Source organism: Spirochaetota bacterium (assembly GCA_034190085.1).
In the GTDB taxonomy this organism is placed as follows: Bacteria; Spirochaetota; UBA4802; order UBA4802; family JAFGDQ01; genus JAXHTS01.
In genome coordinates, this window is record JAXHTS010000048.1 from 38,896 (window position 1) to 62,784 (window position 23,889).

The 23,889-nt window shown below is 38.0% G+C and carries 20 protein-coding genes, 1 tRNA gene and 1 other RNA gene; 7 read left to right on the forward strand and 15 right to left on the reverse strand.

All coding sequences use genetic code 11. The annotated features are described in order from the left end of the window. Positions 1–283: 283 nt before the first annotated feature. From SVZ03_08280 to SVZ03_08305, 6 genes are all read right to left on the reverse strand, one after another. A complete protein-coding gene (locus tag SVZ03_08280; GenBank protein MDY6934205.1) occupies positions 284–1,501 on the reverse strand; it encodes an acyl-CoA dehydrogenase family protein in 1,218 nt (405 codons plus the stop codon). A 282-nt stretch (positions 1,502–1,783) separates the two neighbouring features. After that, complete coding sequence (locus SVZ03_08285) at positions 1,784–2,899, reverse strand: acyl-CoA dehydrogenase family protein (GenBank protein ID MDY6934206.1); 1,116 nt, start codon at positions 2,897–2,899, stop codon at positions 1,784–1,786. A gap of 189 nt (positions 2,900–3,088) precedes the next feature. Then, positions 3,089–4,303 carry an acyl-CoA dehydrogenase family protein gene (locus SVZ03_08290; GenBank protein MDY6934207.1) on the reverse strand — a complete coding sequence of 405 codons (1,215 nt, stop codon included), beginning with the start codon at positions 4,301–4,303 and terminating at the stop codon, positions 3,089–3,091. Positions 4,304–4,452: 149 nt separating this feature from the next. Continuing rightward, positions 4,453–5,007 (reverse strand): GTP cyclohydrolase I FolE, encoded by a 555-nt coding sequence (gene folE, locus SVZ03_08295; protein ID MDY6934208.1) that lies wholly within the window; start codon positions 5,005–5,007, stop codon positions 4,453–4,455. A 23-nt stretch (positions 5,008–5,030) separates the two neighbouring features. After that, on the reverse strand, positions 5,031–5,396 hold the full coding sequence (queD, locus tag SVZ03_08300; GenBank protein MDY6934209.1) for a 6-carboxytetrahydropterin synthase QueD: 366 nt from the start codon (positions 5,394–5,396) through the stop codon (positions 5,031–5,033). Between the two features lie 176 nt (positions 5,397–5,572). Continuing rightward, entirely contained in the window at positions 5,573–7,021 is a 1,449-nt protein-coding gene (locus SVZ03_08305; protein MDY6934210.1) for a CoA-binding protein, read from the reverse strand. Positions 7,022–7,311: 290 nt separating this feature from the next. On the opposite strand from SVZ03_08305, the gene SVZ03_08310 reads away from it, so the two are divergent. After that, on the forward strand, positions 7,312–8,016 hold the full coding sequence (locus SVZ03_08310) for a hypothetical protein (protein MDY6934211.1): 705 nt from the start codon (positions 7,312–7,314) through the stop codon (positions 8,014–8,016). A gap of 3 nt (positions 8,017–8,019) precedes the next feature. On the opposite strand, the gene SVZ03_08315 is transcribed toward SVZ03_08310, so the two are convergent. After that, entirely contained in the window at positions 8,020–9,087 is a 1,068-nt protein-coding gene (locus SVZ03_08315; GenBank protein MDY6934212.1) for a sugar phosphate nucleotidyltransferase, read from the reverse strand. A gap of 122 nt (positions 9,088–9,209) precedes the next feature. Between SVZ03_08315 and ssrA the strand changes: the two genes are divergently transcribed. Beyond that, positions 9,210–9,565: a transfer-messenger RNA gene (ssrA, locus tag SVZ03_08320) on the forward strand. 11 nt (positions 9,566–9,576) lie between these two features. Here the strand turns inward: ssrA and SVZ03_08325 are convergent. The 8 genes from SVZ03_08325 to SVZ03_08360 all read right to left on the reverse strand — a co-directional run bounded on the left by SVZ03_08325 (position 9,577) and on the right by SVZ03_08360 (position 18,738). Continuing rightward, on the reverse strand, positions 9,577–10,212 hold the full coding sequence (locus SVZ03_08325; GenBank protein ID MDY6934213.1) for a hypothetical protein: 636 nt from the start codon (positions 10,210–10,212) through the stop codon (positions 9,577–9,579). Positions 10,213–10,324: 112 nt separating this feature from the next. After that, positions 10,325–10,409, reverse strand: a tRNA-Leu gene (locus tag SVZ03_08330). Positions 10,410–10,547: 138 nt separating this feature from the next. After that, positions 10,548–10,964 (reverse strand): DUF3795 domain-containing protein, encoded by a 417-nt coding sequence (locus SVZ03_08335; protein MDY6934214.1) that lies wholly within the window; start codon positions 10,962–10,964, stop codon positions 10,548–10,550. Between the two features lie 115 nt (positions 10,965–11,079). Continuing rightward, entirely contained in the window at positions 11,080–11,427 is a 348-nt protein-coding gene (locus tag SVZ03_08340) for a transcriptional regulator (GenBank protein MDY6934215.1), read from the reverse strand. Between the two features lie 188 nt (positions 11,428–11,615). Further along, positions 11,616–14,741, reverse strand: a complete 3,126-nt coding sequence (locus SVZ03_08345) for an efflux RND transporter permease subunit (protein MDY6934216.1) — start codon at positions 14,739–14,741, stop codon at positions 11,616–11,618. Positions 14,742–14,744: 3 nt separating this feature from the next. After that, on the reverse strand, positions 14,745–15,854 hold the full coding sequence (locus SVZ03_08350; protein ID MDY6934217.1) for an efflux RND transporter periplasmic adaptor subunit: 1,110 nt from the start codon (positions 15,852–15,854) through the stop codon (positions 14,745–14,747). A 17-nt stretch (positions 15,855–15,871) separates the two neighbouring features. Then, complete coding sequence (locus SVZ03_08355) at positions 15,872–17,227, reverse strand: TolC family protein (GenBank protein MDY6934218.1); 1,356 nt, start codon at positions 17,225–17,227, stop codon at positions 15,872–15,874. A 728-nt stretch (positions 17,228–17,955) separates the two neighbouring features. Further along, positions 17,956–18,738: an enoyl-CoA hydratase-related protein gene (locus SVZ03_08360; GenBank protein MDY6934219.1), complete on the reverse strand. Its 783-nt coding sequence runs from the start codon at positions 18,736–18,738 to the stop codon at positions 17,956–17,958. 337 nt (positions 18,739–19,075) lie between these two features. Here SVZ03_08360 and SVZ03_08365 point away from each other — a divergent pair, with 337 nt between their 5' ends. The 5 genes from SVZ03_08365 to larC all read left to right on the forward strand — a co-directional run bounded on the left by SVZ03_08365 (position 19,076) and on the right by larC (position 23,880). Beyond that, complete coding sequence (locus SVZ03_08365; GenBank protein MDY6934220.1) at positions 19,076–20,197, forward strand: DNA photolyase; 1,122 nt, start codon at positions 19,076–19,078, stop codon at positions 20,195–20,197. A gap of 193 nt (positions 20,198–20,390) precedes the next feature. Next, positions 20,391–20,690 (forward strand): flagellar biosynthesis anti-sigma factor FlgM, encoded by a 300-nt coding sequence (locus SVZ03_08370; protein ID MDY6934221.1) that lies wholly within the window; start codon positions 20,391–20,393, stop codon positions 20,688–20,690. 83 nt (positions 20,691–20,773) lie between these two features. After that, positions 20,774–21,934, forward strand: coding sequence for an iron-containing alcohol dehydrogenase (locus SVZ03_08375; GenBank protein MDY6934222.1), 1,161 nt, complete (start codon positions 20,774–20,776; stop codon positions 21,932–21,934). Between the two features lie 3 nt (positions 21,935–21,937). Next, entirely contained in the window at positions 21,938–22,708 is a 771-nt protein-coding gene (gene larB, locus SVZ03_08380) for a nickel pincer cofactor biosynthesis protein LarB (GenBank protein ID MDY6934223.1), read from the forward strand. Further along, positions 22,705–23,880, forward strand: coding sequence for a nickel pincer cofactor biosynthesis protein LarC (larC, locus tag SVZ03_08385; GenBank protein ID MDY6934224.1), 1,176 nt, complete (start codon positions 22,705–22,707; stop codon positions 23,878–23,880). Before larB ends, larC begins: the two co-directional genes overlap by 4 nt. Positions 23,881–23,889: the final 9 nt, after the last annotated feature.

Genomic DNA, 23,889 nt, shown 5'->3' on the forward strand with positions numbered 1-23,889 from the left:
CACTCTCCTCAATCTCCCTTACCTTCTCTGATGGACATTCATTGACAAAAAACTTCGCTGCTGTTTCCCTTAACATCTCTTGTTCTGATGTAAATCCAAGATCCATTTTGCATCCTCCTTTTAAATATCTCTAATTCATTTTTCACAATTTATCAGTATTAAATATTAACTAATTATATGGGAATAATAACTATTACACTCCATTATTAAAATATCCTAATCAAATAATATAATAACTAATCGGTCAGACAAAACAGATGTTCCTATTTTTTAAGCCTTTAGGCTATTTGGCCATAGGTTGATATTTAAGCCTTGGAAGCTGCAATCCCATCCATGCTATTATACTGCGCTGAATCTCAGAGGTGCCTGCTGCGATATTCCCACCCATACAGAACTGATAAGCACCAACCATAGCGCCATCTAAGGGCGCCCATTTTGAATTTTCCAACTGCCCATAAGGCCCCATAATCTCTGTAGCAAAATTGGCTATACGCTGCATCAATTCACTGCCAAATAGCTTGGCCTCCGATGCAAGATGAGCAGCAAACATGAGTCCGGCATTCTCCTGAGTCCATGCAATCTTATAGGCAAGTGTATAACCTACCTGCAAATCACTATAAATCTTTGCTATCTTTTGTCGTACAATAGTATCTTCTGAGAGGAATTTGCCATTGCGCTTTGTAGTCTTTACATATTCCACAAGCTCATCCAGGACATTGAAGCCCTCAGCAAACATCCCAACACCAGATCTCTCAAAATTCATGGTCTCTCTGGTTAGTCGCCATCCATCATTCTCTGGGCCTATAAGATCATATTCTGGAATCCTCACATCCGTAAAGAATACCTCATTATACAGGTGATTTCCATCCATATACAAAATAGGACGCACCTCAATACCGGGGAGATCCATTCTTAAATTGAAGACTGAAAGCCCCTTGCCCCTCTTCTCTGCCGGGTTTGTTCGTGCAAGGAGAAACATATGGTCAGCCCTGTGCGCGCCTGATGTCCAGATCTTCTGTCCATTGACAACATAATGATCGCCATCCTTTATTGCAGTGGTAGATAGGGAGGCCAAATCAGATCCAGCATTGGGTTCACTCCAACCCTGACAATACATAACCTCTCCCTTGGCTATTGGAGGAAGTAATCTCTTCTTCTGCTCCTCATTCGCTGCTACCATAAGGGTTGGCGCAAACATACCTAAACCAAAGATATCCCATCCAGGAGCACGATACTTCTCCCTAGCTTCGCTGAATATCAACTGTTCTGTAATAGGTGCATCCTGACCACCGTATTCCTTTGGCCATGGGCGTGAAAGCCATCCCTTTTCACCAAGCTTTTTAGCCATATTTCGGTGAAAACTCCATGCCTCATCTGTATCAAATAATCCTTCCAGCCCTCCCCTTCCATATTCGGGTGGAGCATTCTTCATTTCCTCCCTGAAAAAGGTCTCAAACTCCTCCTTTAAGGCTTCTTGTTCTTTTGTGAATTTAAAATCCATATCTATCCCTCCTAATTATTAACGATGATCTCTATAATTACATTTTATTTTATTTTGTAGAATTATATAAGGGAACTATTTTACGATGCGGATTAAAAGTCTATAGTTACAACAAACAAATTCAGTTGTAACCATAGACTACTTTATCCGCTTATACTCGATATTGAGCATAGAATTATTAAGTGAGGGTAATCCATAACAAATTGTTGAAAATACGAAGCGTCCTCCACATAAATGTTATATTCCCCCCATTGTATTTTATATTATTCATACAATAAAATATCAAAGTCCAAGAGCCTTGGCAACCTTCTCATAATGATAATCCGTATCTCCCATCACATACTCAAAGGACTTGGCCCTTCTGTAATAAAGACCTATGTCAAACTCTCTCGATGTGCCAACCCCGCCATGAATCTGGACCCCCCTCTCTGTGATAAACTTATAATTCTCATTCACCTGAGACTTAAGCGCTGAAGCCTCCTTATCATGATCCATGCCCTCATCTATCATCCAGGTTACCTTATGCAGATAATTAAAACTCGTGTCATAAGCAAGAAGCATGTTCGCCATATAGTGCTGAAGAACGTCATATCCTCCAATGGGCTGACCATACTGCACCCTCTCCTTCGAATACTCTGCTGTCATATCAATAGAGGCCTTGCAGCCACCTATCATCTCAGCGCTCTTGGCAACAGAGGCCCTACCCCATATCTTCTCTATTATATCCCAGCCTTTGCCTGCTCCGCCTATAATATCACCCTTGTCTACCTTAACATCCTTAAAAATGACCTCACAGCAATTGTCCATACCAATAGTCGGCATCTTAGTGCAGGTTATGCCTGAAGACTTGGCGTCAACGAGAAAAAGGGTAATGCCGGCATCAGCCTTGGCTGCCACTATCAACTTATCTGCAATGTTGGCGTCCATAACAAACATCTTTGTGCCGTTCAGGGTATACTGATTCCCTGATGCCTCCGCTTTCATGTTTATCCCTGAAGGAAGATAGCTCCCATCCTCCTCATGCTGGGCAAAGGCCATTATCAAACTACCCTCTGTTATCTTGGCCAGAAGGTCCTTCTTTTGATCCTCTGAGCCACCCTCCTGAATGAGCATACCACACTGAACAACTGTTGAGAAAAAGGGGCTTGGAAAAACTGCGCGTCCCATCTCTTCCATGATGATAACTATATCTATAAACTGCCCCCCGTAGCCGCCATACTCCTCTGGAAACAACACCCCTGTCCATCCAAGCTCAGCTATCTTGCTCCATAGCTCAGAAGAGTATCCGCTCTCACTCTCCTCAATCTCCCTTACCTTCTCTGATGGACATTCATTGACAAAAAACTTCGCTGCTGTTTCCCTTAACATCTCTTGTTCTGATGTAAATCCAAGATCCATTTTGCATCCTCCTTTATTATAACTGCGATTAGTATTTCTCTTTTCATTCCGTCAAATTTAAATAAATTCTCTTAATAGTTTATATTACATAATCTAATTTAATAATAATAAACATCTAAACACTATTGTGAGAGACACCCCGCTTTCTCAGGTAAAGTCAACACATCTCTCTTCAACGACTCTATGATATTAAGCCATTGGCTGATATTTGAGCCTTGGTAGCTGTAATCCCATCCAGGCTATTATATTTCGCTGAATCTCAGATGTTCCTGCCGCTATATTTATTCCCATGCAGAACTGATATGTTTCAATCATTGCGCCATCCAATGGAGACCATTTGGAATGAGCTAACTGCCCATAGGGTCCCATAATCTCTGTGGCAAAATTGGATATACGCTGCATCAATTCACTGCCAAAGAGTTTTGCCTCTGATGCAAGATGAGCAGCAAACATGAGTCCGGCATTCTCCTGAGTCCATGCAATCTTATAGGCCAAAGTATAACCAGCTTCCAAATCCGCATATATCTTGGCTAATTTCTGCCTTACGATTGAATTTTCTGAGAGATATTTTCCATCACGCTTTGTGGTTTTCACATATTCCACAAGCTCATCAAGGATATTGAAGCCCTCTGCAAACATCCCAACACCAGATCTCTCAAAATTCATGGTCTCTCTGGTTAGTCGCCATCCATCATTCTCCGGTCCTATCCTGTCATATTCCGGTATCTTGACATCAGTAAAAAATACCTCATTATAAACATGTTTGCCATCCATATACAAAATAGGACGCACTTCGATACCCGGAAGGTCCATTCTCAAATTAAAAACAGAAAGCCCCTTGCCCCTCTTCTCAGCCGTATTCGTTCGTGCGAGGAGGAACATATGATCAGCCTTGTGTCCCCCTGTTGTCCAAATTTTCTGCCCATTGACTACATAATGATCTCCATCTTTAATTGCAGTAGTTGCAAGCGATGCCAAATCAGATCCAGCATTGGGCTCGCTCCACCCTTGACAATATACGACCTCTCCCTTGGCTATGGGAGGCAGCAATCTCTTCTTCTGCTCATCATTCGCTGCTACTAACAGAGTAGGCGCAAACATACCTAAACCAAAAATATCTATTCCAGGCGCCCTATACTTCTCCCTCGCTTCGCTGAATATCAATTGTTCTGAAATGGGAGATTCCTGACCGCCGTATTCCTTTGGCCATGGACGCGAAAGCCATCCCTTCTCACCAAGCTTTCGGCTTACATCCCTATGGAAATTCCATCCTTCATCTGTTGCATATATGCCCTCGAGTCCCCCCCTGCCATATTCAGGCGGAGCATTCTTCATCTCCTCTCTGAAAAATGCTTCAAATTCCGCCCTTAATTCTTCCTGTTCTTTTGTAAATTTGAAATCCATAAACTAACTCCTCCTTAATAATTGACTATTCTCTTAGTTTTATATAATTATATTGTCTATCAATACTATTATTAACCTCAGAACAAGTGGGTTAGAATCTACATGATGTACAATAAACCTAAAACGATCCATTATCATATAATATAGGTTTATTCGATTAGCTTTAAAAATTCTTCTCTGGTCTTTATATCCTTCATGAATATTCCTCTAATTGCAGAGGTTATTATATATGTATTCGATTTTTTTATTCCCCTCATCTCCATACAAAGATGCCTGGCCTTTATTACTACAGCAACGCCCTTTGGTTTAAGACTATTCATTATTGTCTCGACAATCTCATTAGTTAGCCTCTCCTGAACCTGAAGCCTTTTACTTAAGATATCTACTACCCTGGCTAATTTGCTTATCCCAATAATCCTATTATTATCAGGGATGTATGCAATGTTGCACATACCCAAGAAAGGGAGCATGTGATGTTCACACATTGAATAAAAGGGAATGTCCTTTATTATCACCATCTCTTCATGCTCAAGTTCATGAGTCCCCTTTAATACTCTTTCAGCATCACTCTTATGGCCAGATAAGATTTCCTCATACATGCTGGCGATTCTCTCAGGGGTCCTCTTTAAACCTGGACGATCAGGATCCTCGCCTATTGCCTTTAAAATTTCAATTACAGCCTTTTCTATTCTTTCCTTATCCATAAATTTAGTTCATTAGTATATCATTATTCATAATAGCTGGCTCTTGAGCTTTCCGATTCCCAAACAGAGACTGATACTAAATAGACAAATGGAGGAATTATAGATTTCAATTGATAATAAATATACCGTGCTATCAATTCTGCACTGGGATTAGGATTCCTAAAAGGCTCTAATGCATTGAGATGTTGATGATCTATCTCTTTCAGCACCCCATGCAATAAATTCTTCAACTCTTTGAAATCTACTAGCATGCCTATCTCATCAAGTTTCTCTCCCTCTGCTTCAACCTCTACCTTCCAATTATGACCGTGTAATCCTTCACATCTCCCAGGATAACCAATCAATTGATGAGCAGCAGAAAAATGATCTATAACCTTTATTCGAAACATATTGATTTATTATAAAATGAATAGAGCAAAATTATTTTTCAAATTAAAAAATGTCAAGGTCAAACAAATAAAAAAGAGAATACAATCCAATAAAATGAAATCCTTTATAATGTCACAAATATGATAAAAACTCATAACCTTTGCATTCAGAATAAAACTCAATAACTTGACTATAGTCACAGTGAACATGCAAATCTATCTCGATTTTTCCAGTATCCATAAAGTAAAGACAATATCTGTGCTATTTCGTCAAGGCGGTTATATATGCGTATCCCATCCTCATTAAGATCCCTGACAGCCTGACTCTCATGATTTGAAAAAAGACTTCCTATAAAAACCGGACACTTCATCTCCTTTTGAAGAGAGCTAACTTCCTTCATTATTTCCTTCTCAAAGTGAGTAAATAATTTCATACTTGAAGATGTATCCTCTTGAACCATTCCAGGTCTCCCCAGACCATGAAGTATTAATGCATCTATCTCTCCTGAGGAGAGGATTACGCGTCCCATCTGGGACAGTATTTCAGCAGAGAGAGTCCCAATACCTGCTGCCCCAATATCCACAGGATTCTTTGTTGAAGCGCGTTGAGGCATACCAAAATCTCTTAACTCTTTTTGGAGATTTGTGCTCAATTCCGGCACCCTTAATCCCTCAATCTCCAAGCTATCCGATAGAGTCACCCCCCATGAACCACCCATTGTAATGATAGCTACACGATTTCCTCTCATCGGTGGGCACTCAATTAGAGCGTGAGCCAAGGGAAGAATAAGTTCCATTGTAGGGGATAGCACAATATTTGCCTGATGGAATGCTCCTTCATATATCCCACCCAACCCTGCTATGGCCCCTGTATGGCTTTGGGCAGCCCTGGCCCCGCCATCAGTTCTACCAGCCTTATGAACGATAATTGGTTTTTTATTAGCAACATGCTTTGCTACTTCATAGAAACGCCTTCCATCTCGTATAGTCTCTAAGTACATAATGATTCCTTGAACCTGTGGATCCTGTCCAAAATACTCTAAAAAATCAGTCACCTGAAGATCGCTTTCATTCCCAGTATGAATAAACTTGCCCACACCCATCTTTCGAGAAAATCCAGAAGCTAATAGATCATAAATAGCATATCCACCCTGACACACACCTGCAAGTGGAGTACAATAAAGATACTCTGCTGGGGAGGCTGCAGCATTGAATCCTGCATGCAGATTAAAAGTGCCGCTTACATTTGGGCCAACAATCCTTAATCCATAGGAATGAGCAAGCTTGGTTAGGGCCTCCTCCCGTTCACGCCCTCCACTTACCGCCTCTCCAAAACCAGACGTAATCATTGTCATTCCCTTTACACCCTTTTCTCCACAAGCGCGAACACACTCCTCAATGGACCCCTCGGGTATAGCGACAACGGCTAAATCCACAGGATGAGGGATATCTCTTACATCTGGGAAGGCCTTAATCCCATATACAGAACGCGCCCGTTGATTCACAGGGTAGACTTCACCACCATAATCCATTGCCCGTAAACCCTCCATCATGAATGATCCCCATGATCCAGGTCTTTCTGATGCTCCTATAACAGCTACGCTTTCAGGTTTAAGAAACACATCTAAATTCGCTTCAGCGCTCATATCTGCCTTCAAAAAAAAATCCGATTGATTAAAGATTCATTAAAATTTAAGAATTCAAATTCAAGATTAAATTTACTATGAATGTAAACGACGCTAGTAATTTAACTTCAGAAAGTCAAGGAGAATACTCATTTTGAGTCATCAGTATGAAAGAATTAGGCAACCATCACAATTTAAGATTATATGATTATGCGGACTCATTTTACTTAAATCAATATCATTAGGTATAACCAATATCTATACTAAATCATCATTGACATACCCGCCCAATCAATCAAAAAATATCAAGTATGTGTAATGAAGAAATAATACTCTGTCAAACCGACTCCCAGAAGGGATGCTGTGCTTGCTGTGGTCTTTTTAACTTTAGAGATGTTTCAAGAGAGAATCTTACGAACTTTCTAAGGCTCGGGAAAGAGAGGTTAAGGCAAACATCAAAACGCACCAATGATAATTGGGAAGAATACATTGAATCAATTGGGATAAGAGATCAGACATCACATATATGTCCCTATCAGGGATTAATTATTAGTAACAAGCCTGGGTGTATGCTACACCCTAAGATAAACGATAGAGAGATGAGAGACATTTCACTCTTCGGATCAAAAATCTGCAATGATTTCCTTTGTGCAGCTCATTACATCTTGAGTAACGAGCAAAAAAGAATACTAATCAGATATATAGAAGATTGGTATCTTTATTCAGTCGCGATTATCGATCCTGAATCCTTTATATGGATATTGAGATATATTGAAAAAAAGTATAAAATGAATGATAAAAACAACCAACACAATAACAAATATCTACAGGACATCCTCTGCACAGCCCTGGAAATACATTCAAGATACCTGAAAGATATCACATGTCCAATTTTCTATTACTCAAACTCAGAATATGATGACCATAAACATCTATTTTCCCTAAAATCCAGATCAAAGAAGATATCAAAGCACAGGAGGTTAATAGAGAATGAGATAAGCAGGCTAATGAAATAAAGGTTATCCCCTATCTTTTACTATCTCCACAATTCGTCTTACCTCCTGAGCCCGACTCTTATCCATTATAAGAATGTCACTCCCCGCTTCAACAACAACAATATCCCTCAATCCCACAAGGGCTACCCTTCTACTCTCAGTAAAGACCGAGCACTTCTCTGAATCTAAAAAAATCACCCTATCCCCTACCGGAGTTCGATTCATATCTTCATCAGGATCCAAAACATCATCAACAGATTTCCAACATCCCAAATCCGTCCATCCTAATTCAGCCGGCACCACCACCCTCTTATCAGCACATTCCATAATACCATAATCTATTGAAATTGAATCCAAGGATGAAAATATCCTCTCCTTGATATCCCATACTTCGTCTTCATTGGACTCCATCTGCTCCAAGCTGAGTCTCTCAAATTGATTAAAAGCACTATAGTGTTTAGGCATCAACCTTTTAAAGTTCTCAATAATAACAGATGTGCTCCAAATAAACATTCCGCTGTTCCAGTAATAATTACCATCATTTAAATACTCCCTTGCCTTTTCAATATCTGGCTTCTCTACAAATCTATCGACCTGTTGAATACTCCCCTCATTATCAATGGATTTAATATATCCATATCCAGTCTCAGGATAGCTTGGTCTTAATCCGATTGTTACTAATTTATTCTTCTCTGCCTCCTTGATAGCAATCTTTAATATTCTAATAAAATCCTCCCTTTTCTTAATATGATGGTCAGCCGGAAGGACTAACATAATGGAATTATCATACTTCTTTGATAAATAGGTAGCAGCATACAGCACAGCAGCAGCAGTGTTTCTAGGATAGGGTTCAGCAAGTATCCTCCCCTTAACTCCAACCCTCCCCAACTCATCAAGGCTTTTTTTCGCATATTTCATCCCAGTAACAATCAAATAAAATTCTGGTCTCAATGGGGAGAGCCGTTCTATTGTATTGGATAAAAGAGTACCATCCCCCGTGAGATTATGAAACTGTTTTGGTTTATCATCACAACTAAGTGGCCAAAGTCTTGTCCCAGCCCCCCCAGCTAATATTACAGGTATTACCTTCATTTTAAAAAACTCCTATAAGAAATCGATTTACTATACCCCATTATCACTCAATCAACAAAATATTATATTACACAAATAATCTTCTTGACGTTCTGGCAGAATACCCCATATTTTAAGATAAAGGGGACGAATATGGTTTCGACTGTAATAATATTTCTGCAGTTGCATGCCGAGTATGCTGCCACTCGTTAAAATGACAGACTTTAAAATAATCGCAAACAATAATTTACCTCTGGCAGCCTAATAGGACTGTCAGCGTCTTTTGAACATCTGCTCCTCTGGGAGTTTATAAAGACGTCATATACAGGGGATAGCTCTTACTACCGTTCCCGATGTAAGAGCGAATAATAAGGGAACTCAGGCTTTGAAGTCGATGCCCATTCTTGACTAAAAAGCTTAAACTTAAGAATGGGATAAGCATGTAGAGGCTTCAGATGTATATTGCAGGACGCGGGTTCGAATCCCGCCGTCTCCAAAAGAGGCTTCATTCTATTTTTTCATAAATTTCAGGTTTAACAGCTTTCTAATGAACCTCTCGCTAATCTTATCCATTAAGTAATTCTTTACCACAGTATAATCAATCTCTCGACTCTCGTATCCATTAGACTGATGATCTAAATATACTATATTAAAATTTTTATCCACAATAACAACAACTGAATCAAAATCCATATACTGCATTGCTGCAGAAATAACATCATATATTTCATATATTACCAAACCATCAAGATTGTTCTCTTCAATGATCTTTCTTAATTCACTCTCATTTTTTCGAAGATAGAGATTGACCACTCCAATAGACTTATATCTTAAAAATCTTTTATTATCGGAGAGTTGATAGAACCTCTCTTGCATAGATCCATATAATATAACCTCTTCACTGCAATCAGATATGATACTGATTTCCTTAATGGATTTGTAGTCACCCATCCAGGAATTGATACTATTGATCTGTTCATCAGCAACAATACCACCATCCCTCGAAAGCCTAATCACAATGCCAACCCTCTTTAACTTAGAGAGAGATTTATTATTTTTTAGCTCAGTTTTTACTGAATAACTCGAGCAGGCGAGAATGGTAAATAAACAGAAAGCAAATATATTGATAACTAATTTCTTTTTCATTAATTCACGTTTTTGTATTTATCTGTAAACAGACATACCTTATCATAATAATATTCTAACAAACTTCTATGTTAGGAGCTATCATCATCCTGCACAGCCCCTTTAAAATTTTTGCCCAGGACGGGACTTGAACCCGTACAGGATAATTCCCACATGGCCCTCAACCATGCGTGTCTACCAGATTCCACCACCTGGGCAGATGTTCATATGTACTATATTTATCGGGAACAACAATTAAGACTATGAGCTAATAATAAAGGCTGTCCCCTCTGATGTAATTGAGCAATCTCAATTCCCATATAGTACAACCACTCCTTCAATATGATTCTCTTGTGTTAAAGTTTCCACTTCTCCTGAAAATAGGTTTCCTTTACGCTTTTGGCCTTATCCATCGCCCATGACTCTAATCCCATCTTCTTGATTAGACATAGATTATAAACTTTAGTATTGTGTGGAACAACAGATGCCATATCTGCATATGGATGAAGGTGGTCACAAGGGAATTCAGCACACTCATTACAGAATTTAATTCCTTTTCTCACAATACACTTATACACATTACACGGCTCGCTCATCCCCAGGAAAGCAATTTTCCCGCTTTCATTCCTACACCCATCACAGGATGCATCTTTAATGGGAATACCGAGTTGCTGTGAGATGTTAGCTCGTAGATCTTCATTATCTTTTGCCAAATACATGGGACAATTAAAACAATCTAATCCACAGGGCGCTGTCAATTGAAGATAGTCCATTTCATCACCCCTATAGGTACAACGACTTAAATATAAAAGCCTATAATAAATATAATTTGTCAACAATAATAAATAGTCAGAAAAAAACTACAAAATCAAATCTTAGATCAAAATACTATATTACTTCATGAAGCGGTAGCGTGAAGAGCTTCATCCCACTCCCATTATGTTTATTTATCAGTTCCATAATTTTAGCCTTCAACTCTTCTTCAATCTCGTCAGTTAATAATGCTAAAATAACGCTATTATGACCTGGCCAAACTGCTGTATCCATCTTTGGATCTGAGCTTTTACCCGTACCCTGAACCTTATCCCACTTAGTAAAGCCAGGCACTAAATCTGAGGTGAATAGATCCATAACCTCATCATCATAATCGACATCGTATATTAATAAGGCAAGCTTTGGTTCACTCTTAATTTTCTTTACTGATTTGCTCCTCTTCACTGTTTCACTCTTCTTCATAACCTAACCCCAATTCTAATTATATTCACTATACTAAATAAGAAAAAAAAAGGATTATACTCTAATCTCATACACATATGAAATCCCACCCCTGCTCTATATGAGTAGCATCTTATTCAAATCCTGGCTATTGATCCATGATATAAATATCATTTCAAATACTTATAACACAAGCGCCTTGAAAGATCTTAAACTGTCTGTAGGATTTGACGGGTTTTTCGACTCTCAAATAGATAAAAGATTGTCGGTATTAAAATAAGCGTCACTAATGATGAAAGCGTAAGTCCCCCAATAAGGGTAACTCCCATTGCATTCCAGACTTCAGAACTCTCTGCTCTGGAAAGCACCATTGGAAGCATGCCAAAAAGGGTGGTTAATGTTGTCATCAAAACCGGACGCAATCGATTTTTCCCTGTCTGCACTATAGCTTCATATAGAGGGACACCTCTTTTCAAAAGAAGATGCATATAATCAACAAGAACAATCGCATTGTTTACAACAATTCCCATCAGCATTATTAGGGACATTATTGTCATTAAACTAAGCGGAATACCTGTAATAAATAAAGCGATGGAAACACCTGTAAAGGCAAAGGGAATAGAAAACATAATTATTAAAGGATCTCGCAAATTTTCAAAGAGAGCAGCCATAACCATATAAACCAGCAAAATTCCAACTATTAGCAGAAGGAGAAGGTCTCCATAAGTCTCTTCCTGATCCTTTAACAATCCGCCAAAACCTACAAAAATTCCATCAGGGACTCCTATGCTGGCTATAATTTCATTCACCTTCTCTCTAGCATACCCAAGATGATATTCTTCCTGAAGATCAGAGCCCACTTTAACAATCGTTGCTCTATTCTTTCTCAATAGCTGAATTGGCCCCTCTGTCCTCTTTATTTCTGCAATACTGGATAGCATAATGGTTCTTCCATCAGGAGTCAGAAGTGGCATACTCATCATTCTGTCAATATCATCCTTCAGGTCATCGTGAAGACGGGTAAATATCTCAAAACTCTCTCCAGCATCCTTCAATTCAGTAGATTCAACACCATAATAATAGTTTCTCAGAGTACTCGCTATCATCGCTACATTGAGTCCCAAGGCTGAAGCCTTTCTTCTGTCAATCTTTATCCATACCTCAGGTCTAGGGTCCCTCTGGCTAAGTGAAACATTTACAAGTCCAGGCACCTTTTTCATCAATTCAGATAATCTATGTGCATACTTCATCATCTCACCAAAATCATAACCACGGATTTCAACCTGAACACCCTTTTCACCACCCAGCATCATTGATGACATCATTGACGCTGCTCTCACCTGAATATCAGATATGCCAGGGAGTTCACGTACCTTTTCCCTAACCACATCCGCTATCCTCTTTACACTTCTCTCTCTTTCATTCTTTTCAACAAGGAGAAAGGAGACCTGTCCAATGTTTGGACCTTGATCGAACCCAAAAGCAATTGCAAATCCCCCTTCACCGGTTCCATCCATGGCATACTTCAAATCTATCTCTTCTTTTTTTACAACTGAATTAATGTCATTAAATATATTAGTAACAACCCTATCTGTCTCTTCTAATTTGGTTCCCTCAGGGAGTCTGAACTTTACACTCAAATCCCCTGTATCAGTATCAGTCATTAATGTTGAGGATAAAAAGGGTATTATAAGCAAACTACTAAAAAAGATAATAAGGGCAATAACAACCGTCTTCCACCTATTTGTTAACGCTAATATTAGAAATCTCTCATAAACCGTTTCAACCTTGTTAAACCAGCCCTCGCTCAAAAGATAAAGCCTCTCCAGTCTTCCTCCTCTGGAAGAAGTCTGAACCGGATTATATTCAACCCATTGAGAGGCAAGCATGGGAGTTAATGAAAGTGATGTAAAAAGGGAAGCGAGCAATGTAATCCCAAGGACTATAGCAAGCTGGTTAAAGATTACTCCAGCTAAGCCCTTTACAAAAATTAAGGGAAGAAATATTATTACTGTGGTTGCTGTTGAGGCAGTAATGGCCATACCCATCTCGCTTGCGCCATAGATAGCGCTGGTTCTTCTATTCCCACCATGCTCAACATGACGAATAATATTCTCAAGAACAACAATCCCATTATCAACGACCATCCCTATGGTGATCACAATAGCCATAAGTGAGATGAGATTGATTGTAAAGTCTGCTATAAACATAAATATAAAAGCGACAATGATTGAGAAGGGTATAACCAGAGACACAATCCCGGCTGTTCGCAATCTTCTTAAAAATATTATAGTTACAACAATAACGAGGAATAACCCAGCGAACAGTGTATTTCTCAAATTATTTATTGCGTTTCGAATCTGTTTAGAATTATCGATTGCAATCTGTATCTTCACATCATCGGGCAGTCGGTGCTTAATCTGATTCAGCCTTTCCTTAACTCCATCGATCACTTCAACAGCATTCTTGCCTGACTGCTTTTGAACCATCATTATCATAGACTTGACACCCACATCCTCCCATGCATTCATCTCAACTGGAGCAAATGAATCAGTAACAGTAGCAACATCCCTCAAATATATTATTCTTCCCTTAAAGTTTCCTACTACTGTATTTTTTATATCTTCAACAGTCTTAAATCTTGCCGGAATCCTAACATAATACTCCATTTCCCCAGTCTCTATGCTTCCAGCAGGAATATTTAAATTCTCCGCTGCCAGAATTTTATTTATCTGAAGAATTGAAAGATGATAAGCCTCTAATTTATTGGCATCAAAATACACATTTATTCTTCTGATAAGACCGCCATCAACCATAAAAGCGCCAACACCAGGAACCCTCTTCAACTCATCAACCACATTCTTCTTCAGTATCATCCTCAAGGATGGCCACGATTGCTCAGCTGTCACAGTCATTATAAGAATAGGCATCCTCTCAGATTTTATCCTCAATACCATTGGACGCTCAATATCCTTGGGAAGCCTCTGTTTAATCACCTCAAGGCTATCCCTGATATCATTAGTGGCTATGTCTAAATCAGCCCCCCATTCAAATTCACAGCCAACAACAGAGAGATTATCCACCGATTTCGATGAAACCTCTTTTAAATTATTCACAGTGCTAACCTGATCCTCAATAAGTTCTGTTACTTCTGACTCGACATCGGATGCGCTGGAACCAGGCCAGGCTGTAATAACCATAATATTTGGAGGTTCAATCTCAGGAAGCATATCTATACTCAACTTTGAGAGCGCTATTGCTCCTAATAAAAAAACAGCAATAAATAGCATTAAAATAGCTACTGGATACTTAACTGAAAACTCAGGCAGTTTCATCTTCTACAACCCTCCATCTGAAGAATTGACTACTTTAACCAACATCTTATCTTTAAGTTGATGTTGTCCTGTTTGTACGATCAATTCATCCCTCTTAAGACCACCCCTTATCTCCCTATACTCTTTATATGTTAATCCGACTGCTACACTTCTGAGCTCAGAAACACCCTCATTTACGACAAAAAGGGTATAATCTGCTGTTCCGGGCGCCTTCATTAAGGCCATCTCAGGCACCATCAAGAGACTTCGTCTTTCCAAAAATAACTCAACATTTGCAAACATTCCAGGACGAACCAATCCATTCTTATTATCAATATGTATCTCAACATTACCGGTTCTAGTGCTGGGATCCAAGGTAGGGCTGATTACAGCCACTCTCCCCTGAAACCTCTTGTTGGGATAGGCATCCAACATTATGATTGCAGTAGTTCCCTTCTTTAAAGAAGGGTAGGACTTTTCAGGAACCCCCACAATGATCTTAACCATATCCGTTTTGGATATCCTGACAATCGGCTGTCTTGGATTTGATAAGGCCCCCTTATCAACATACTTCATTGACACATAACCATCAATTGAAGCATAAACCTTATGATTTTTATGCAAAATCTCAAGTTGTTTAATCTTCGCCTCTATGCTCTTTACTTGAGCCTTGGCTAACTTATATTGCGATTCTATATGATCCAGTTTTTGTTTTGGAACAGCGTTCTGTTCATATAGTTTTTGCAGTCTGTTATAATCCTTTTCTGCAATATCCCTCTGGGTTATAGTCTGTTCAAGTCCGGCTCTTGCCTCCTCAAGTTGTGCAAGTACTGTATCAGTCTCCATTTCAGCAATCACACTTCCCATTTTCACATATTTCCCAGTATCGACAAAAATATCCTTAATAATATATCCGGGTATTTTCGGATACACACTAACCTCAAGAAATGGCCTTATCTCGCCTGTAAGCCTTTCAATCATATCAATCTGTTTGTACTTCGCTTTATATACTTCAACCGGAATAGCCTGGGTAATTGAACCCTTCTCTTCACTTGAACATGTCAACTGTTGAAGTAATGTCATCAATACTATTGTAAATATAATAATACCTTTAACATCTTCCCATTTCCCCATTTTATTACCTCGTTACATTATTGTTCATTAATAGCTTTAACTCCAATCTCACCAATAGCCCTGTCCAACCTTGCAAGAGCAATCCTATATCCATAAAGACTGGAATAATAGCTTATCTTGGCGCCAGAAAGAAAGGTAGTGGCATCAAGAACCTCTGTGGAGGTTGTCATCTGCTGTTTATATTGAACATCAGTGATGCGATAATTCTCCTTTGCCTGCTCTAGTCCCTCCCTTGATGTATCGATATTCTTTTTAGAAACCTCAATGTCTAAGAGAGCGTCTTTTACATCCAGCGCAATATTTCTCTTCACTAATGTCAGCTTCTCCAATAAAGACCGCTTGGTGTGTATCATCCTATCCACATCATTCTTCGTTTTACCCCATTCAAAGAAGGTCCATTTTGCCATAATTGATATAAGTGCGTTGTGATCATTCATATATTCATTCTCAGTGGCCGGAAAATTCTCACCCTCCCTCTCGAATCTACCAATAAGCATAAGATGTGGATAATATTGACTCTCTACCAGTCTGATTGCATTGTTGGCGTTCTTAACAGCCAATGTCAAAGCCTTTACCTCTGGTCTATTATTCAATCCCTTCTTAATGAAAAGTGCCTGATTAAAAGACTTGGCGCTTGCTGGCTCAGTCACATCTTTTACAGTTATTGCTCCATCTATTGGTCGATTTAAGAAAAAATTCATACCCTCTATTGCCATTCTATAATTCTTTAAGGCTTTTTCCCGCTTTAGCTTGGCATTTGCGAGAGCAACCTTTGTCTTTAAAAGATCATTGGTGGATATTAAACCCTGCTCCAAAAAATTCTCTGCATCAGTATGATGATGTTCCAACAACTTCACTTCATCCTGTGATACCTCATATACACGTTTAGTAATAAGTATTCCAAAGTATGTCTCCTTTACCTTGAGCACAAGGTCTATGACGCTGATCTGCTTCTCAATTTTTCCTATCTTGACACCAAGTTTTGCCATCCTCCTCTTTGTCGAAAGAGCAAATCCCGTAAAGAGGGGTTGAGAGACTGTGACATTCCATTTATAAATATCCTTACCGCTCATAGGCAATTCGCTGTCATGCATTTTAACAATAGGTTGATCCATCAATTGAGTGAATGAGTATGATGCGGAGAATTTAGGCCACATATCTGCCCTTGCTGATTTGTATTCACTTCTTGAAGCCTCGGTCTTCTCTCTTGCTTCCTTTATGAGCGGGCTTCTAAGGATTGCCTCATTTATCGCTTCCTCTAGTGAAAGGATTTCACCCTGCACTTCTTCTGCTCGAACAGGGTTGAATAATGATGAAATCGGGATCAAACCTATTGCGCAAAAAATTAATATCATCTTGTTAATTGTTAACAATCTGCAGCACCCCCTTTATTTGAAATATATTCCAAATCTGTATTTAGGATTTCTCTATCAGAGATAAATCAACATTATTTATCTCTGATTAGATTGTACAGATGGCTACATTCCAATAGCACTAATTATAATTAAATAAAAAAATATGTTTCTGAAATTGATTAGCATAATTGATTTCATCAATCATCAGCATCTTGAACATATATAATAATGAATCATCTCAATTGCGCTACTTCTATTAGAATCTGGAGAAGAAACAAAAATCCCCTTAAACATATGGAATGTCTAAAACAATAACAGACAACAATCGAACCAGCTTAAAAGTATTATTTGGAAGAGCCCTCATATATACTCATTGACTTTTCTATATAATCAGAGATAAGGTAAAGATTAAAATTTATTTAATATCAAATTAAATTAAATTAAATATAATAATCTTATTATTAAGTCGAATTAATTCACATATTTGATGATAATATCTGTCAAGAATCTTTTAATAATTTTTAATAGCCATTATGTAAGCTTTATATGTAATAATAATTACAAATGATTTATTGTCTGAATTATTTAAAAGGGATGTTACAACTAAAAATTACGATGACACCATCACATAAGCAGAAGCATAAAAATCAATAATAGGCAAAACATATACTATTGCTCAAACCTCATCATAGGTAATATAACGTAATCCCCTGTCTACAGAATGATGAATATAAAGAACTACCCCCTTATTTACCGATAAACCTAGGCGTTCTCTTTTCAATAAATGCTGCCATACCCTCCTTTTGATCTTCTGTTGAAAAGATGAGTCCCAGTGATTCAATATCCCTGAAAACACCATCAGGATCAGTAGATCCTTCACCTTCAATTATCGCCTGCTTAGCATATTTCAAGGCTATTGAGCTCCGATTTGCAATATTCCTAGCCAATGCTTTAACCTCATCTATAAAACTATCAGCAGGAATAACCCTATTAACCAAACCAATTTTCTGTGCAGTCTCTGCATCAATAGGGTCCCCAATAAAGACTAATTCCTTTGCCATTCTAATGCCAACAGCCTTAACCAAACGATACATGCCACCGGCTCCAGGAAAAACACCAATTTTTATCTCCGGAACACCAAATTTTGCTTTATCTGATGCTATTATAAAATCACAGGCTAATGCTAATTCACATCCCCCCCCCACGGCCATACCATTTACCGCCGCAATCACTGGCTTTGGCAACTTACCAAGGGCCTCGAATGAATCGAAAAGGTTTCTCACCCAATCCCGAGCACCCACAGGTGTAGCGTCCTTAAGTTCCTTTATATCAGCGCCAGCAGCAAATGCCCTCCCTCCACCAGTGACAATAATGACTCTCACCTCATCATCAATCCTAAGATTATTAGCAGCCTTCCGAATATCATCCGCAACAGCAGAACTAAGGGCATTTAATGATTCAGGCCTATTAAGGGTCACAGTGGCTAATCCATCATCATCTTTAGTTACAATAATGTTATCATATTCCATAATCACCTCATTTAATATTTTCTCATCACCTCAGGGTATCTCCAAGGTCTCATCAAATTACATTGATGCATTGTGATACACCTCTATCTATTTTTTCAACTCATTTAATATAATAATACACTTATACAATCAGCTTGACAAGAAACGACTTATTCCTCATTAACAGCTTTGCCATACTATTCAGTTTACAAAATATTTGACTCTTGGTATCTCAACACTTATGATGATACGATTGTAGAATCAAAATTCCCAGATATAGCCAACTCATACAATACTTATCATCCAAAAGAATAATAAGATATATCGAAAGCCATTACTAAAGAGGAGCACATCGAGGTTGAAGACCATTGAAGACATTAAAGCAATCTTATTCGATGAAAGTGAATCTGAATGCAGAATAGTAAAGAGATTTACTTCCATCTTAGAGGATAAAATCTTTATTCAATATAAAGATGAAAATAACCTAATCCATCATCTTAACTCTCTACAAAGGGGGGGATACAGCCCCAAAGAGGTTATAATACTGAAAAAATATCAGGGTCGATCTTTTCAACTTTGCCCCGGTTCACAGAATATGATCTGCTGCAACTATAGGATTATAAATACCTCCTTCAATTGCATATATAACTGTACATACTGTTATCTAAATTCCTATCTAAATTCATTTGGAATTATGCAGCTTACGAATATTGAAGGTGTTTACAGGGAAATTAATGATTTTCTTAAAAAAACTCATACTGATCGGATATATAGGATAGGAACCGGTGAGTTTACAGATTCTCTTATGATTGATGAAACGACAGGTATTGGCAGAGATTTGATTGAGAGGATGAGTCCATTCAAGAACGTAATGTTTGAATTAAAGACTAAATCGAATAATATCGATCATCTCCTGAATATCAAGGAAAGGGGAAATGCGGTGCTGGCATGGAGCCTCAACACAGAAAGAAATATTTTACGGTATGAGAAGTATACAGCTCCACTTTTGGAAAGAATTGAAGCCGCAAAGAAGGCAGATGAGGCTGATTTTTACTTAGCTTTTCACTTTGATCCGATAATAATCTACAATGGTTGGGAGGATGATTATAAAAATACTATTGATCTACTCTTTAAAAGCATCGATCCTGAGAAGGTGGTATGGATTTCGTTGGGGTGCTTCAGGTACAGCCCAGGTTTTAAAGATATACTGAGGGGAAAATTCCCGAATGAAGATTTGACTATAGAAGAGATGTTTCCCGGTCTTGATGGAAAATTCAGGTATCTCAAAAAAAAGAGGATTGAAATTTACAGAAAGATGAAGGAATATATAAATCATCATACAGATAAACCCTTTTTATATCTCTGCATGGAAAATAGCGAGATATGGAACTCAATTTTCAATAAATACTATTCCTCATCTGAAGAGCTGGAAAGGGACTTCAATGAACATCTAAAAATCAATTTTCTATCATCTCAATAATTAAGGGAATTATAAAGATATTATATGGAATTGTATTTATAGTAACTAATTACTACTATAATTCAGCATGACATATTTTTTACTTGATCATTTATTGTTTTTTTTATATTTTATAACCATAATATTAAATTTTAATTAAAGAATTGACATATTTTACCGAATATTATAATAGATTAACAGAGGTATGGGAAAAATGGTTATAGATAAAATTGGAAATATCAACAATACTATTGATTCTAAGAATACAAAATCCATTTCGAAAGGAACAGAGACCAAAAAGAGTGACTCAATTGAGATCTCATCAGAAGGTAAAAAGGCTGCAGAGATTGCAAAATATACAAGCATTGTAAGAGAGACACCTGACATCAGAAGAGACAAAGTGAATGAGATCAAGGAGCAGATAAAAGAGGGCAAATACGATAAATTCAACGATAACAAGGTTCTTGAAATGGTTGCTGATAAAATAGCTAAAAATCTATTGAGAAATAGTTAAGAATAAATACCACATCTTCTTTGAATACACAAAGCGGAAATCCAGTTATCCGCTTTTTTTATATCTACAGATTGAGGAAAAAATTGAAAGGTGGAATTTTTCCAGATTTTCATATACCAACAGAAATATATATAAAAAAAAACATAATCGCTGATATTGGAAAGTTAATCAATAATTATGGATCAAAGGTTGTATTAGTCACAACAACGACCGATTTTGCAAAATTTTCAGATACAATAGAATCGATCTCAAAAAATATCTCCAATCATGATTGTGGATGTATAATATATGATGAAATCCCAGATAAACCTGATACAGAATATGTCGACTCTGCAGTTCACTTTATTAAAAAGACCAATTGTGATACTCTTATAGGTTTTGGAGGTATAGAATCCATAAATGTAGCCAAGGCAGCTTCACTACTCACAAACAATCATTTATTCTGTGAGGACCTTTTTAACTATCCCAAAGTAATTCCCCCTATTTCACTTATAACCATTCCAACACATCCAATTTTTGGTTTTGAAATTTTACCCATGCTTTATATAAGTGAAATTCGTGAGATGAAAAAGAAGTGCTATTCTGACAAATATCTTTTTCCAAAGGCTACTATTATTGATTCACAAATTGCCACAGCCACAGATGATGAAACAACCGCAAATAGCGCAATAAGCGTATTAGCCCTATCTACTGAATCAGTCATTTCAAAAAAGACTAATGAATTGATAAATACATATGCACTGAAATCGATGGATCTTGTATTTAAAAATCTTCTAAATGCCTATAGAGAACCACAAGATCCAGTCCACCGGAAGCAACTTGCCATTGCATCTATAATGTCTGGAATCGCTTTTGGAGTTACCGAACTCTCAGTTACCCTTGCTATCTCTCTTGCATTATCATCTATAGTGGATATTTCAGTTGACAAAGCAATGGGCTTAATTCTCCCACATGTAATGGAATACAACCTCACCACTTCATCCGGTAAGTATGTGCAGATGTCCAAGATTATGGATGAAAATATTAAAGATATTACAGTTATTGAAGCCGCAATAAAAGCTGTTGAGGGAGTAAGGAAACTTGAGATTGATGTCGATATTCCTCAGAGATTATCACAATTTGATATCCCTAAATCCGAGATGGCTAGAGTAGCAGAGATAGCCTTTTCTTACCCCTTTATTGAAAATGCTCCAAGACCATTAAGCAGGGACGAAATTGAGACAATACTAATTGCAGCCTATTAAACTATGTCAAGAGATACAATAATAGAAATCCTTAATAGATTTAAAAATGGAAAGATCTCTGATGATGAGGTATTAGATTATATTGAAAAACTCCCCTATGAAGATATATCCTTTGCTAGAATTGATCACCATAGGGCGCTTCGATGGGGATTCCCTGAGGTTATTTACTGTCCGGGTAAAACTCCCCAACAGGTCAGAGAAATCGCTAAAAAAATTACTGATAGAGGTTATAACCTTCTTGCCACTAGAGCTTCTCAAATAGTATTTGATGCTGTTAAGGAAAGCCTGCCTGAGGCTCAGTATAATAAAACCGGCAAAACCATCACTTATATAAAAAATGATATAAAAAAAATTGAGGGAAGAGTAACAATTGTAACAGCCGGTACATCAGACATCCCGATTGGGAATGAAACACTTGAGACAGGGAATATACTGGGATTAGATACGTCTATCATTATCGATATAGGGGTTGCAGGTATTCACAGGGTTATGGATCATAAGGATGAACTTGATTCATCCTCCGTGATCATCGTTATAGCCGGTATGGAAGGAGCATTAGCATCAGTTATAGCCGGTATGGTAAGTTCTCCTGTTATTGCTGTTCCCACCTCCACGGGTTATGGGGCAGCCTTCAATGGGCTGACACCCCTCCTTGGCATGTTGACCTCCTGTGTACCGGGTGTCGCTGTTATGAACATCGATAATGGATTCGGAGCTGCGTTTCTTGCCTTCAGGATTCTAAATACCCTTAATAAACTAGAGACATCCAGATGAGTAATTGCATTATTTTTGATATACATCAAGGGGCTTCTGGCGATATGCTGCTTGGATCGATGTTAGCCCTGGGATTGGATATTAATAAATTAAAGAATGAATTGAATAAACTAACCCTTCCAAAGTGGGATATCTTCTCGAAAATAACTGTCAAAAAGGGCTTAAAAGGCACCCTCATTAAAATATCATACCAGGATGATCAACAAGTTCGATATCTCAGCGACATTGCAGATATTATCCAGAAAAATAATCTCTCTGAAAAAATCAAAAATAATGCACTTGCAGTATTTCAAAAATTAGCAAGCGCAGAGGCATCAGTTCATGGCACTAGTGTGGATCAAATTCATTTTCATGAGATAGGAGCAATAGACAGCATTATAGACATAACCGCCTTTTGTATCTCTTTAGATATCCTGAAAATTGACAGTTTTTATTTCAATGAATTTCACTTTGGTTCTGGCAGTATTCAGTCAAGTCATGGAGAACTCCCAATTCCTGTGCCAGCAGTCCTTGAGTTAACCAAGGGATTCAAATCAAGATTGACTGAAAGAAGAGGGGAGATTGTCACGCCGACTGCAGCAGCGCTACTCACATCCCTTGGCACACAGATAAATGAATTCCTTGACTTTGTCCTCCTGAAAAGCGGTATAGGTTTTGGGACAAGGGATTACCCCGTCAACAGTTTAACTAGATCCTTATTGATCAATATTGAAGATAGCGATATTGAAGATATCTTTCAGATAGAGTGCAATATAGATGACTTGAACCCTCAGGCTTATCCATATGTCATTGATAAAATAATAGCCCAGGGTGCGCTTGATGCCTATTTTACTCAAATATTCATGAAAAAAGGCAGACCTGGTATCCTCCTTACAATCATTTCAAAAAATGAGACCCTGGATTCACTAAAAGAAACAATATATAGAGAAACAACAACATTAGGAATGAGAATTCAGAGGATTAGCCGAGAAAGGCTCGAGAGAAGTATTGATACAATCCATCTTGATAACAACCTTATAAGAATAAAAAAGGGATACTATAAAGACAAGGTGGTCAATATTCAACCCGAGTATGAGGACTGCAGGAAAGCGGCAGAAAAAAATGATATACCTCTCAGGGATATAATGGATAAAGCTATTTTTGAATACTGCCGAAAGCATGTAATTGATTGAGTATTGCCA